Source organism: Microbacterium sp. nov. GSS16 (assembly GCF_028198145.1).
In the GTDB taxonomy this organism is placed as follows: Bacteria; Actinomycetota; Actinomycetes; order Actinomycetales; family Microbacteriaceae; genus Microbacterium.
In genome coordinates this window covers 678,350-691,291 of sequence record NZ_CP116338.1, presented here as the reverse complement: position 1 = coordinate 691,291, position 12,942 = coordinate 678,350, and the positions used below count along the sequence as shown (strand labels likewise).

Here is a 12,942-nt window from a genome sequence, read left to right as displayed (position 1 = left end):
CGTGGCGCGCAAGCCCGTCCGCCGGGTCGTCACCGGCCACGATGATCAGGGTCGCGCGGTGATCCTGTTCGACGATGCCGATGCGCCGAACAGTTTCAGCTCCGACAGCATCCCGGGATTCGGGGCGACCGTCGCCTGGTTCACCCCCGCCGGTGCGGTCGATCACGTGACCGACGTCGACCCGGCGCCTGCCGGCGCTCAGATCGACTTTCCCGCGGTGGGCGAGACGGTCGTGCGCATCGCGGACTTCCCGCCGGATGCCGTGTACCCGAAGAACGCCGGCGACGCCGTGTTCGACGAGATCGGGGCGCACGAGGAGCGCGAGGCCGGTGAGGAGCACAGCGCCGGCAAGCACTTCTGGTTCCACCGGACGGAGTCGATCGACTACGCCGTCGTGCTCGAAGGCGAGATCACGCTGCTCGTCGACGAGGGCGAGGTCACCATGCGCGCTGGAGACGTCGCCGTGCAGCGTGCGACCGCGCACGCCTGGTCGAACCGCACCGACCGCACGGCACGGATGCTGTTCGTGCTGGTCGGCACCGACCCGATCGCTCCGAGCGAGATCGCCCTGGCGCGCACGGAGGCGAAAGCGGTGGAACCGGCGTGATCGTCGACCCGTCCGCCGCGGAGGGCGAGATCATCTGGCGCCCTGATCCGTCTGAGGCAGAGCGCAGCGGCACCGAGCGGTTCGCCGCGTTCCTGCGTGGCCGCGGCATCGCCGTCGGCGAGGGATACCGGGCACTGTGGGAGTGGAGCGTCTCGCAGCCGGAGTTGTTCTGGTCGGAGTTCGCCGACTTCGCCGGGGTGCGGATGGGCGGATCCGCCGGGGAGGTGTGCGATGGGCGACCGATGCCCGACACACGCTGGTTCCCCGGGCGCACCCTGAACTTCGCTCGGCACCTGCTCGACGGACGAGACGGGCAGGCGCTGATCGCCGTCGCAGAAGACGGCTCGACCGAGGAGATCTCGTTCGACGAGCTCCGCGGGCGCGTCGGCGCGCTCGCCGCGCACCTGCGCTCGCTCGGCGTCGGCCCTGGCGATCGAGTGGTGGCGGTGCTGCCGAACATCCCCGCAGCGGTGATCGGCCTGCTCGCGACCGCGTCGATCGGCGCGGTCTGGGCCGTCTGCTCGCCGGAGTTCGGTTCGGGAGCAATCGTGTCTCGGTTCGCGCAGCTCGAGCCGAAGGTGCTGATCGCGGCGCCCGGCTACCGTCTCGGCGGGGTCGACCGCGACCGCGGCGGCGAGATCGCCGAGGTCGTGGCAGGACTTCCGACCCTCGAGCAGGTGGTGTGGGTCGGCGAGAGCGCACCCACCGTCCCGATCCCCGATGTGGGCGCGCCGGGTGCGATGTGGGCTGACGTGGTGCGTGACGGCGTCGAGCCGGTGTACCTCGAGGTCGAGTTCAGCGACCCGCTCTGGGTGCTGTTCTCGTCGGGCACCACCGGCATCCCGAAGGGCATCGTGCATGGTCACGGCGGCGCGCTGCTCGAGGAGCTCAAGCTCCTGATCCTGGGCGGCGACGTGCGTGAGGGCGATCGTTACTTCGGAGTGGCCTCGACCAGCTGGGTCGTCTGGAACACGCTCGCGAGTGCCATCGGGGCGGGGGCGGTCGCCGTCCTCGTGGACGGCAACCCCACCTTCCCGTCGATCGATCGAGTGTGGCAGGTCGCGGCGCAGACGCGTGCCGCGGTCATCGGCGTCGGCGCGGGATTCGTGCATGCGTGCGCGAAGGAGGGTCTGTCGCCCGGGCGCGATCACGATCTGTCGGCACTGCGCGAGATCCAGGTGACAGGCTCGCCGCTGTCGTCCGACGGCTTCCGCTGGGTGTATCGCGGCGTCGGCGATGTGTGGCTCGTCTCGATGAGCGGCGGCACCGACATCGTCGGATGCTTCGTCGGCGGCGCGCCCACCGAGCCAGTGCGAGTGGGATACATCCAGGCGCCCGCGCTGGGGGTGAAGGTCGAGTCGTGGGATGCCGAAGGTCGGCCGGCGACCGGTACGGGCGAGCTGGTCGTCACCGAGTCGATTCCGTCCATGCCGCTGCGGCTGTGGGGCGATGACGACGGTGCGCGATATCGCGCCAGCTACTTCGACCACTACCCGGGCGTCTGGCGACACGGTGACTTCATCGAGTTCTCCGAACGCGGCATCCGCATTCTCGGGCGCTCCGACTCCACGCTCAATCGCAACGGCATCCGGCTCGGGTCTGCCGACATCTATGCGGTGGTCGAGGCGCTGCCCGAGGTCGCCGAGGCGATGGTCATCGGAGCCGAGATCGGTGACGAGGGCTATTACATGCCGTTGTTCCTCACGCTGCGCGCGGGCGCTGATGAGCAGGCGGTCAAGGATGCCGTCGTCGCGGCGATCCGCAAGCAGCTCTCGCCCCGGTATCTGCCCGACGAGATCGTCGTCATGCGCGGCATCCCCCACACGCGCACGGGAAAGAAGCTCGAGGTGCCCGTGAAGCGTCTGCTGCAGGGCGCCGCCCTTGCGGACGTCGCAGACCTGGGGAGTGTCGACGATGCGGGCCTGCTCGCGGAGTACGCCGAGTTCGCGCGAGAGAAGGCTGCCCAACCGGGCCGTCGCTGAAGGAGAAGGAATCAAGTGGACGTATCGTATCGGATGAGTCTTCTCTGAAAGGGGCCGGTCCATGGCGATCCGGAGTGAGCACAGCCGGCAGGCGATCCTGCAGTCCATCATGAAGCTGCTCGATGAGCGCGAACCGGAATCGATGTCGATCCAGCAGCTGTCCATCGAACGGATCGCGCGCGAGGCCGGGGTGAGCAAGACGACGATCTACCGCTGGTGGCCGAACAAGGCCGCGGTGATCATCGACACCTTCCTCGAGAACCACATTCTCGCGACCCCGGTGCGCGACGACCTTCCGGCGATCGACGCGCTGCGCGAGCACCTGACATCGCTCGCCGCCGTGTATGCGGGGTACGAGGGCCGGCTCATGGCGCAGCTGATCGCCGAATGCCAGTACGACCCTGCCACCCTCGAGGAGTTCAAGAAACACTTCTGGCGGCCGCGTCGCGAGGCGGTCAAGGTGCTGATCGAACGTGCGATCGAGGAAGGCGCGATGCGCGGCGATCGGACGGCGGATGAGCTGGCCGAGCGGATCTATGCGCCGATCTATTTCCGACTCCTGTTTCAGGAGGGATCGTTCGACGCGGCGTCGATGCGTGCGTCGTTCGATCTGGCGCTGGAGGGTCTCGCCGCCGCGTGACGGTCAGGTGACGCGGGGCCAGGCACGGGTCGGGTCATCGCGAAATCCGATGATCGTCATGACCGAAAGCGCCTTCCTCTGAGGAGCGCTCCCCGTCGATGGTGGAGTGTGTGGGCACTGTCGCCCATCTCTGAAGGAAGGACTTCCCATGACGACTGCGCCCACTGACCAGGTGAGCGATGGCTTCGCGTTCGGCACGTTCGAGGCCGACGGCGGCGCGTTCCCGGGGTTCGTCGTCGCGGATCGCGTCTACGACGTCAGGGCGGTGCTGCCCGGCATCCGCCAGACCGGTGACCTGTTCGCTGAGTGGGATGCCGCCCTCGACGTGATCGCCGCCGTGGCGGCGGATGCGGCTGCGCTCGCCGGTCTCGAGGGTCGCCCGCTCGACGCAGTGCGCACTCTCCCCCCGGTGCAGCCGGTGGGGCCGATCCTCGCCGCCGGGGCGAACTATCGCGAGCACATTCTGCAGATGAGCGTCGCGCATCGTCTGGGGCGCTCCGACGCGACGGACGGCGAGCTCTGGGCCGAGGCGGCGGTCGAGAACGATGAGCGTCGGCGGTCCGGCGACCCGTACGTGTGGACCGGCATCCCATCGGCGGTGTCGGGCGCCTACGACGACGTGCAGCTTCCGGATGTCGGTGAGCAGGTCGACTGGGAGCTCGAGCTCGGCGTGGTGATCGGCCGCACCGCACACAGGGTGGCTCCCGAAGACGCATTCGACTACGTGGCCGGGTACACGATCGTGAACGACATCACGTCGCGGACGCTCGTGCCACGCAACGACATGGCGCTGATCGGCACGGATTGGTTCCGCGCTAAGAATCAGCCGACGTTCTTCCCGACAGGTCCCTACCTCGTTCCCGCCCGTTTCGTGGCGGATCCGACGGCGTTGGGAATCCGTCTGACGCTGAATGGTGAGGTCATGCAGGATGCGACGACGGATGATCTGCTCTTCGACATCCCGAGCCTCATCTCGTACGCGTCGTCGGTGGCGATTCTGCGACCGGGCGACCTGCTGATCACGGGATCGCCGGCGGGCAACGGCTCGCATTGGAAGCGGTTCCTGCGTGACGGTGACGTGATGGAGGCGAGCATCACCGGGCTCGGCGCGCAGCGCACGGTCGTGCGCGGGCCGAGTGGTGTGCTGCCGCCGTGGCAGCTTTCACGCATGCGCTGACTGCGTCGCGACCGTGAGAAACCACATTCGGCATGGGACATGCGTGGTGCCGTGATGCCTCACGCGGAATGTGGTTTCTCGCAGGCGAGCGCGACCCCCGCATTCCCGATGGCGCTCGGGGTGGAGGTGCTGCCGGTTGTCGTGGCGCTGGTGATTGCGGTGGTTGGGACTGTGGTGCGCTTCGTCGCTGAGCAGCGCGTGGTGAGGCGTGACACCAGGACGCTGGCCCGCACGAACATGGGATCGGGCGAGTATCGGAAATGACGGCAACGCAAATCAGTACCCGGCGCCCTCGCCCGGAACGAGGTGATTCACGCCTTTCCTCGCAGCCGCGAGTTTTTCGACCTGACGGTCGAGTTCTCTGCGAAGGTCGCCGACAAATCGCGCGTATAGCTCCGGCTGCGCAGCACTGCGCCTGAGGTATGTGTTGCAGGCGCGTCTCATCTCCGACAGCGGAAGCTGAATAGACTCCCGTTGCCCGACCCGGTCTCGCGCTGCCCGAATCTCGGAGCGCATGCTGAGAACGCTTTGATTCACACGGTCATAGTCGTCTGAGCTGGCCGCCCCTCGGATGGGCTGCTCGTCGCTAGGTCTGAGTGCACGTTGACGATGCAGTTCAGCGATCAAGGAATTGAGCGCTCTCGCTTCTTCTTGGGCCGCATTCAACTTGTACGTGGCGTACGCGATGGCCACGGTGAAGATGGCGCCGATGAACGCGATCAACAGATCGGGAAGGAACGTGTCCCACATGGCGACACTCTGGCATAAGAAGCAGTGGCCGAGAACCCTTACTCGAGCCAGCCTTGAAGCCGCTCCCGCAATCCTGCGTCGCACACATACACATACGTCCCCAGCATCCCTCGCGTCAGCAGCACCCCGTAGATGTTCCGGATGAACACGAGCAGGTCGTCGTCGCCGAAGGCGTCCCTCAGATGCCCGGTGTTCTCCTTGCCCTTCTTGTCGCGGTACGCCTCGCGATCCGCGACGATCACCTCAGGCGACGAAAGACGCAGATCCGGACCGATGATCACGCCGGCGTAGTTCAGGTCGTAGCCCTGCACGGTGTGGATAGAGCCGACCTCCTCCGGTGATCCGGGAGCGTTGATCCAGTCCTTATCGGTGCTGTTCCAGCGCATACGCTCGCCGTCGATCTCGATGTCGAACGCCGAGGGATCGCGGCGCGACACCCAGTCCCACGCATATCCGGCGACAAGGCGTGACAGCCCGATCTCGCGGTCGCGAGCTCGTATCGCGCGACGCATCTCGCCGAGGTCGTCGAAGAAGCGTAGGTCGTAGTCGCCGAGATCGGGGCGTTGCGGACGCTCGCCGCGCAGAAGCGCACGGATGTACTCGACGTAGTCCGCACCGGCGCGCACCCGCATCTGCGTGGTCAGTCGGAAGTGGCGGTGCGAGTTCTTGGCATCCCGAAGCTCCTGCTCGAGAGTCGCCGGCGCGAGGTCGTGCGGCCGAACAGTCTGCTCCCCGTCGACGAGTAGCAGCTGGTGGCGGCCGCGCGCCTTGATCCAGTCGAGCTGTGTGCGCGACGGATCGTCGCAACCGAACAGCTTCTCGTTGATCTCGCGGAACTTCTTGTTCTGCACACTGGATGCTTGATTCGCACGCTGATTGAGCCGGTGGGTCTCGTCGACGAGGATCAGGTCGAACATGGCATCCGACTCCCCGACCTGAAACGGCGTGAGCACCATCGCCGGGTCGAGCTTCGGGGTCTTCTTGAACACCTGCCGTACCGATTGGCGCAGCGACTGCTGCGGAATCACGAGCGCCATCCTCAGATCGCGCAGCAGCTCACGATTCTCGGCGGTGAAGAACTCGGCGAACATCGAGTCGGGCTCGATGTCGTCGTGATCCTGGTAGTCGCGGATGTCGGCGAGCAGCTTCATCAGGAAGATCGCGATGATCGTCTTGCCGGTGCCGGGATCACCCTGCACGACGAGGGTCGAGCGGACATCCGGATGCTGAAGATCGGCCAGCAGGCCCTCGACGATGTCTTCGATCGCGATGGCCTGATCGTCGGTGAGCGCCTTGAAAGGCGACAGCTTGAAGAGGTCGCTGTTCTCGATCTGCGGGATGCTGCGACTGAACAGTCCTTCGGCCCGCAGCGCCTCGAAGACATCACGGAAGGACTCGCGGTAGATGTCGCGGTCGTAGTAGCGCGCATCGCTGAGTCCGTCGTTGCCGTTCAGGATGCTGTACTGACCGTCTCCGTGAAACCAGCGGATCAGGTGCGATTCGAGGTCGAGGCAGACCGACTTGTTGAAGCGCTCGCCGATGACGACGCGAATCGAATCGAGGCCTTCGTCTTTCTTGGAGCTGGCGAGGTGCTGCCGCATCCGCGATGCCGCATTCACTGTCTCGCCGACATAGAGCTTTTTGCTGCGACCCGAGCTGTCGAGCACGTAGACGACCGGCCAGTCGGTGTGCTGCGCATCGCTGCGCGCCCACACGTCGACGTGCTGACGTTCGAAGGGGAGCCGTTCGATGCTGAACTCGCTCATCGCTGCAGATGGGTGTACTTGGTGATGCGACCCTTTGACAGATCGACTGGGTACTTCGCGCGTGTCTTCTCGAGTTTGCTCAGCACGATCTCATCGATGTCGACGCCGAGCCTTGCCGCCATGTGGAAGCAGTAGGTGAGCACGTCAGCGAGCTCTTCTTCTACTCGCGTCTGGTCGGGCGTCTGCCCCCACTGGAACAGCTCGAGCAGCTCTGCCGCCTCGATCGAGATCGACTTCGCGAGGTTCTCAGGGGAGTGGAACTGCTCCCAGTCACGTTCGACGGCGAAGTCGCGGAGTGCTTGCAGCGTTGCGGGGGTCGGCATACTGGCGACGGTAGCAGGGAGGTCCTGCTTAGTCCTCAGCATTCAGCACAAGACGCACGCGTTCCAATGCATCCGCGACTGGTACGTGCTCCCAGATTCGTATGACTGTCCAGCCTGCGCTTTCGAGGAGGCTGTCGTTCCTCCGATCGCGTTCAACGTTTCTCAACAGTTTTGGCGACCAGTAGTCTTCGTTGACCGACGGGCGGCTGCCGTGAATCGGGCAGCAGTGCCAAAAACATCCGTCGACAAGAATCGCTATGCGTCGGCGGGTGAAGACGATATCCGGCCGCACCCTCCCGCCCTCGAGGTCGAGCCTGAGGTCGCACCGGTACCGGTAGCCCGCACGGTGGAGCGCGGACCGGAGAATCAGCTCCGGCTTGGTGTCGCGCCGACGATTCGCTTGCATGTTCCGTCGCCGACCCTCTGAAGTTGCCGACGGTGACTGGATGGCATGATCGTGGCGGCCGGATCGATTCATGGATCGATGCTAGAGCGGTCACTCGTCGCCTCGGCGAGCGAGCGGCGATCCATCGGAACAGTGTCCGTAGCCAGGCTTACGATTGCAGGGTGAGTGATGAGGGCTTCGGCGTCGTTGAGGTGTGTGCGGGCGCCGGTGGGCAGTCCCTTGGTCTGCACAAGGCGGGTTTCACCCATCGTCTAGCGGTCGAAATCGACGAGACCGCGGCCGACACCCTGCGCACCAACCTCGAGGTCCCCGTCGTCGTTGGCGATGTTGCTGATCCGGAACTGTGGAACCCTCGCGACTATGCGGGCGTCGATCTGTTTGCCGGAGGAGTGCCTTGCCCGCCGTTCTCAGCTGCTGGAAAGCAGCTCGGTACGTCCGACGAGCGGGACCTCTTTGCGTGGGCCATTGAGCAGGTTGCTGTGCTTCGTCCCCGTGCAGTGATGCTCGAGAACGTCCGAGGTCTGTCCGCGCCGCGGTTTGCGGCATACCGGCAGCGAGTGCTTGATCGCCTTCTTGAACTTGGCTATGTAGGTGAGTGGAAGTTGCTCCACGCGGCTGACTTCGGCGTTCCGCAGTTGCGCCCGCGCTTCGTGCTCGTCGCAATGCCCGCAGACGATATGCGCTATTTCCATTGGCCCGAACCAAATCCGGGCCCTCGGGTCACTGTCGGGGATGCCCTGCACGACCTCATGGCTGCGGATGGCTGGAAGTACGCAGATGCTTGGCGCCATGCCGCCAACGATGTGGGTCCGACCCTTGTCGGTGGCAGCAAGAAGCACGGTGGAGCAGACCTGGGCCCGACGCGGGCGAAGGCCGGCTGGGCGAAACTCCATGTCGATGGCCGCGGAATCGCAGACATGGCTCCCAACCGAAAGTCACTGTCCTTCCGCACCACGCCCCCACGCCTGACCATCGAGATGGCGGCTCGTATCCAGGGATGGGCAGCGGGGGACAACTACCGATTCTCTGGCCGCAAGACGTCACAGTACAGGCAGATCGGTAACGCCTTCCCTCCGCCGGTCGCCGAAGCGGTAGGACAGAGCATCAGGTCCGCGATGACGCGTGACAGTCTTCCCAGGACCGCTGAGCCCGGGGTCGTAGAGGTCCACGACCCGGTGTATCGAGCGCTTGCGGCTAGTGAAGGTGCGTTGAGTCTTGCTGAGCTAGTCGATGCTCACAATCAAGGCAGCGAGGCGGCAGTCCAGCAGAGGCTTGCGGCCATCGGCCGTGATTTCGAGCTTCATCGAATCGATGACGGTGGTGTCGAGCGATATCTTCTCGGAGAGTTCAAGGGGTTCACCGGGCAATCGGACCACTGGCGCCACGATGTTGTCACGCGGTTTCGGAACCGAGTCAGCTGAATGTCTTCATTGCTCGACGGCTGGGAGGCTGACCCGCTGGAGGGTGAGACCGACACAGAGCTGATCAGCGTCTTCAATGCCTTCAGGAACGCAGACCCAACAGGGCTGCGGCTGGGCAAGCTCATGCGCCGGACCCTTGATCAGCTCTACGACGGCCAGCGAACCGGGCGTTACTCCTGGGAACAACTGCACAAGACCGAGCGAACTCACTTCGGCACACTTTTCGAGATCAACCTGCGTCGCGAGTTCGACGACGTTATTGACGAACCTGAAGAACACCAGAAGCTCGACTATCGAGTCGCGGGGATCGACGTCGATTGCAAATTTTCTCAAAAGATGAACGGATGGATGATCCCGCCGGAGGCGATTGGGCACATACTGGTCGTCGGGTACGTCAATGACCGCGACAGTGAGTTTGCGTTCGGGGTTGTTCGAGCTGCCCCGGAGCACTGCAATGCGGGAAACAACCGTGACGCAAAGGTGACCTTGAATCGGGCTGGCCGCGATGCGGTTCGCTGGATCGAGCGACCGGGAGATCTTCCGCCAAACGTCCTGCTTCAATGCGACGAGGAGACTCTCCAAGACATATTTCAGCCGCGTTCGGGGCAAAAGCGCGTCAACGAGCTTCTGCGGCGTGTGACTGGACGACGCATTGGTAGAAACACCATCGCGACTGTTGCACAACAGGACGACTTCATGAAACGCGTGCGAGCGAACGGTGGAGCTCGTACGGCGCTTAGAGGTGAGGGTTACGTGATCCTTGGCGGTGATTACGCGAAGCACCGAGAGGTGGCAGTGAGCCTCGGCGCTGTTGCACCGCTGCCTGGGGAAGTCGTCAGCCTAAGGGTTATTCCTGCGCGCGACGACGAACCATATTCGGTTGAGATAGATGGCGTATTCTGGCGCGTCGCAGCAGAGTCAGAGCTATCTGTTCATCCGGCGCCTGACGTGCGATTCATATAGGACGCGTGGAACGTCGTCGACATAAGGGGTGGTCGATATGGCAGGGGCAAAACGCCGCGGGCATCGCTGTCAGGTTCCCTTGCGGACGCTGGTGTTGAACAGCAGTCGGCGTATAAGCGATGTAGTGACCTCTGAGCCCAAGGCCGTCGCCGGGTGTGGAGGGACGGCGCTCGGGATCTGTCTGTGAACAGACCTCATGCTCCCGACCAAACGCCCGTCGTAGGGAAGACCATACAGGCAGTCAAGCATTTCATTTGCTAGTCGCGGCACCGCTCGAATTGGCATGTCACGCTCCAGCGGACTGACCGCACTCCCTCGAGGGGGCCATGCTGAGGGACTCCCAGATCCACTCCGAATGCACCGGGGATCCGCGCGAACATAAGCTCCGCGATAGCAACGATCAGCGCGACGAGGTTGTTCTGCCGAGTACTGGGAAATGCTGGCCGCCGGCATCCTCGCGCGGCGCGAAGCGGGAAGCCGTCTACCGTTCCGGCGCGAGCGGTGCCTCGTTGTAGGGCGCCGCGGCGGCACGGGAGGTTGACCGGGCGGATCTGGAATCGACACTGATGATTCTTCCCGGGGTGTGTCCACAGCATCAGACTGCCTAACGGCGGTTGGCTCGTCGACGCGCTCGGCGTGCATGCTCGATGCCACCTACAAGATGGGCGTGAGATTCGGAACCCGGGACGGTTGACGTCGTTCGTGAAGCAACGCGCGAAACGCTAGAACGACAACGATCTACCCGGGTGGCGAACCAGAATATCCGCTGTATGGTTTGTCTCAAGGAGACGCAGCGATGATGAATGAGCGCTACCAGTGGTGGCAAGAGAAACTTGCCGACTACTTCCTGGTGCCGCAAGACGGACCTCTCGTTCTTTTCGTAGATGACGACGAGCTTCGTAAGATCGCCCCCGGTTTGGAGGATCCCGCCGATGACCTGGCTCAGGTCGTTCGCGATGCGAGCTCACATGCGCCCGGGGACTACTTCGGTCGGATCGAGACCGTCCGGCAGGAGTGGGAGCGAGGCAACCGCGAATCGCCACCCCCTGTACTCCCGGTCCTGGCGCTGACCGTGCTCGCAGCGACTCGGATGCGCTCGGACGGACAGGCGCTCTCGACGAATTACTACAGGCGCCTTGCTGAGTCGATTGAACCCGGTGCGAGCGCATCACGTGTGACGCAGTTAAAGGCAGAGGTCGACGGGAGCGCTTTCCTCGACGTCGTCGACATGTGGTGCGCCTTCGACAACTGGATTGGCGAGCAGGCAGGCCGAGTGGGAGTATCGACGATCCGAACACACGACAGGCTCACTCGAATCGGCTATCCGCGGTCGCAAGCGCTTTTGACAAGGAACGATCGCGCCGAACTGACACGTTTCTTCGCAGCGCTCGCGATTAGCGAGTACGGACTCCCCGACGAGCAATCGATGTTGAAAGCAATCGAAGTCTGGACGTCCGCGAGCTCGAACAGACTGGGCCACACGTTCATGGAGGCGCTGCACGACGCCGACACCAAGGGACTGATTGCGGCAGTCGTTCTGGCATGCGCGGCTGCGTGGGATGGCCAGGTCATCACGAGAGACGGCCGTCGACGCATCTCCATCCGACTCGGTGTCGATCTCGAAGATTGGACGGCTACCTGGCTGTTCCGCGTCCAGGACGAAGCTGCGGAGACGATCACGCTCTCCAGACTGGAACCCGGCGGCGGCCCGGTCACCCTCACCGTCAATCCGCCCTCAAGGTACTACGCGGTGGACGCCGCGCCTGACGTGACCTTCGAACGTCTGGCGCAAGGGTTCCGTCTGCGCGGAACCGAGTACGCTGCTGAGTTTCCGAAGTCGGACGTGCTCATTTTCGCCCGTGACCCCGACACCGGCGCGTGGTCCTCAACGTCCGGAGTTACGCCGCACGATACTCACCTGATTGCTGCAACGGGAGGTGAGTCGCGCGCGGTGTCCCGCGTTTTGGATGCGGCGGCAGAGGGCGGATGGACAACGCGGAAGCAGGGAGCGACACCGTTGCTTCCTGGATTTGTCCTGTTCGAGGGCGTTCGGTTCGCTGATGACTCGGCGCTGCAGAATGCACTCCGCGCCGAGCCGGGGTTGCGCGCTCTGGGTATCGCCCCGACGCTCGTCCCTCGGGCGCGGTTCGTTCGAGGACTGCCGTTGGACCGAGATCTCGCACCAAACCACTATCTGCTCGGTGGCGAGCCCGACCTTCTGCTGCCGACTGAGGAGGAGCCCCGCATGGTTCTCCTGTCGCTCGGCGGCAAGGAGGATATAGTGCCCGCGAACGGGTTTCCTTTCGAGGTTAGACGCTGGCCGTGTCCGGAAGGTGCGACGGAGGTCGTCGTGGAGGGCCAACGGCTCAGCTTCGCGCTCCTCGAAGAGTCGGTCGTTGACGCCCCACCGAAAGGCACCGCCACCCTCGGCTGGGACGAGAACGGAAGTCTTGGGGCCATTACTGCGACAACAAAGGTCATCGGAGCCGTCGTCCCCAGCACATTCACTGCCGATTCCATAGTGTGCCGCCGCGGGCGCGACGAGACCTGGCTGCTTCTCGAAGGCGGTGCCACTCAGCGGCTCGTAGAACCGAGTCCTCCCACCTTCACCAACGCCGTCGGTTTTACATTTCAGCCCGCATACTTCGAGGCGCCCGCACCGCCACAAGCGCGATGGCTCGCTCAGCGCTGTGGAGCGGACTGGCACCTCAGCAGCCTCGTCCCCGGTACACCGCAGGAAGTGCGAGCCTCATTCGACGTACTCGGAACGTGGGCACGCAACGCGGAGCCTTCAGGACCCGCGTTTTGGCGCATTCAGCTTGGACTTGCCAATGGATGAGACCGTCGGCGACCTGCTATTTCGGTGGATGAGCGAGGTCGGCTCAGGAACCATCTCGGATGTGCGCA

12 protein-coding genes are annotated in these 12,942 nt (G+C 64.2%); 8 read left to right on the top strand and 4 right to left on the bottom strand.

Annotated features, from left to right (window positions below):
* Position 1: 1 nt before the first annotated feature.
* From PGB26_RS03160 to PGB26_RS03140, 5 genes are all read left to right on the top strand, one after another.
* Positions 2-607 carry a cupin domain-containing protein gene (locus PGB26_RS03160; RefSeq protein WP_218161799.1) on the top strand — a complete coding sequence of 202 codons (606 nt, stop codon included), beginning with the start codon at positions 2-4 and terminating at the stop codon, positions 605-607.
* Entirely contained in the window at positions 604-2,589 is a 1,986-nt protein-coding gene (locus tag PGB26_RS03155) for an acetoacetate--CoA ligase (protein ID WP_271638846.1), read from the top strand. The genes PGB26_RS03160 and PGB26_RS03155 overlap by 4 nt, the downstream gene beginning before the upstream one ends.
* Before the next feature lie 61 nt (positions 2,590-2,650).
* Entirely contained in the window at positions 2,651-3,229 is a 579-nt protein-coding gene (locus PGB26_RS03150) for a TetR/AcrR family transcriptional regulator (protein ID WP_071642122.1), read from the top strand.
* A 148-nt stretch (positions 3,230-3,377) separates the two neighbouring features.
* Positions 3,378-4,406: a fumarylacetoacetate hydrolase family protein gene (locus tag PGB26_RS03145; protein WP_071642121.1), complete on the top strand. Its 1,029-nt coding sequence runs from the start codon at positions 3,378-3,380 to the stop codon at positions 4,404-4,406.
* A gap of 39 nt (positions 4,407-4,445) precedes the next feature.
* Positions 4,446-4,670, top strand: a complete 225-nt coding sequence (locus PGB26_RS03140) for a hypothetical protein (protein WP_271638845.1) — start codon at positions 4,446-4,448, stop codon at positions 4,668-4,670.
* 12 nt (positions 4,671-4,682) lie between these two features.
* On the opposite strand, the gene PGB26_RS03135 is transcribed toward PGB26_RS03140, so the two are convergent.
* Genes PGB26_RS03135 through PGB26_RS03120 form a run of 4 tightly spaced genes read right to left on the bottom strand, consistent with a single transcriptional unit; the run spans position 4,683 to position 7,651 of the window.
* The gene (locus PGB26_RS03135; RefSeq protein ID WP_271638844.1) at positions 4,683-5,156 is read right to left on the bottom strand and encodes a hypothetical protein; all 474 of its coding nucleotides are present in this window, start codon (positions 5,154-5,156) and stop codon (positions 4,683-4,685) included.
* 38 nt (positions 5,157-5,194) lie between these two features.
* Positions 5,195-6,922, bottom strand: a complete 1,728-nt coding sequence (locus tag PGB26_RS03130) for a DNA/RNA helicase domain-containing protein (protein WP_271638843.1) — start codon at positions 6,920-6,922, stop codon at positions 5,195-5,197.
* The gene (locus tag PGB26_RS03125) at positions 6,919-7,245 is read right to left on the bottom strand and encodes a nucleotide pyrophosphohydrolase (protein WP_271638842.1); all 327 of its coding nucleotides are present in this window, start codon (positions 7,243-7,245) and stop codon (positions 6,919-6,921) included. Before PGB26_RS03125 ends, PGB26_RS03130 begins: the two co-directional genes overlap by 4 nt.
* Before the next feature lie 28 nt (positions 7,246-7,273).
* Positions 7,274-7,651, bottom strand: a complete 378-nt coding sequence (locus PGB26_RS03120; RefSeq protein ID WP_271639587.1) for a very short patch repair endonuclease — start codon at positions 7,649-7,651, stop codon at positions 7,274-7,276.
* Between the two features lie 161 nt (positions 7,652-7,812).
* Here PGB26_RS03120 and PGB26_RS03115 point away from each other — a divergent pair, with 161 nt between their 5' ends.
* From PGB26_RS03115 to PGB26_RS03105, 3 genes are all read left to right on the top strand, one after another.
* On the top strand, positions 7,813-9,072 hold the full coding sequence (locus PGB26_RS03115; RefSeq protein WP_271638841.1) for a DNA cytosine methyltransferase: 1,260 nt from the start codon (positions 7,813-7,815) through the stop codon (positions 9,070-9,072).
* Complete coding sequence (locus PGB26_RS03110; protein WP_271638840.1) at positions 9,073-10,035, top strand: NaeI family type II restriction endonuclease; 963 nt, start codon at positions 9,073-9,075, stop codon at positions 10,033-10,035.
* 796 nt (positions 10,036-10,831) lie between these two features.
* Positions 10,832-12,874, top strand: a complete 2,043-nt coding sequence (locus PGB26_RS03105; protein WP_271638839.1) for a hypothetical protein — start codon at positions 10,832-10,834, stop codon at positions 12,872-12,874.
* Positions 12,875-12,942 lie beyond the last annotated feature (68 nt).

Bases quoted from the DNA above. Each gene is read 5' to 3' on its own strand.
- PGB26_RS03130 (WP_271638843.1), bottom strand. From the start codon at position 6,922: ATGAGCGAGTTCAGCATCGAACGGCTCCCCTTCGAACGTCAGCACGTC.
- PGB26_RS03125 (WP_271638842.1), bottom strand. From the start codon at position 7,245: ATGCCGACCCCCGCAACGCTGCAAGCACTCCGCGACTTCGCCGTCGAA.
- PGB26_RS03145 (WP_071642121.1), top strand. From the start codon at position 3,378: ATGACGACTGCGCCCACTGACCAGGTGAGCGATGGCTTCGCGTTCGGC.
- PGB26_RS03135 (WP_271638844.1), bottom strand. From the start codon at position 5,156: ATGTGGGACACGTTCCTTCCCGATCTGTTGATCGCGTTCATCGGCGCC.
- PGB26_RS03140 (WP_271638845.1), top strand. From the start codon at position 4,446: ATGCGTGGTGCCGTGATGCCTCACGCGGAATGTGGTTTCTCGCAGGCG.
- PGB26_RS03150 (WP_071642122.1), top strand. From the start codon at position 2,651: ATGGCGATCCGGAGTGAGCACAGCCGGCAGGCGATCCTGCAGTCCATC.
- PGB26_RS03110 (WP_271638840.1), top strand. From the start codon at position 9,073: ATGTCTTCATTGCTCGACGGCTGGGAGGCTGACCCGCTGGAGGGTGAG.
- PGB26_RS03120 (WP_271639587.1), bottom strand. From the start codon at position 7,651: ATGCAAGCGAATCGTCGGCGCGACACCAAGCCGGAGCTGATTCTCCGG.
- PGB26_RS03105 (WP_271638839.1), top strand. From the start codon at position 10,832: ATGATGAATGAGCGCTACCAGTGGTGGCAAGAGAAACTTGCCGACTAC.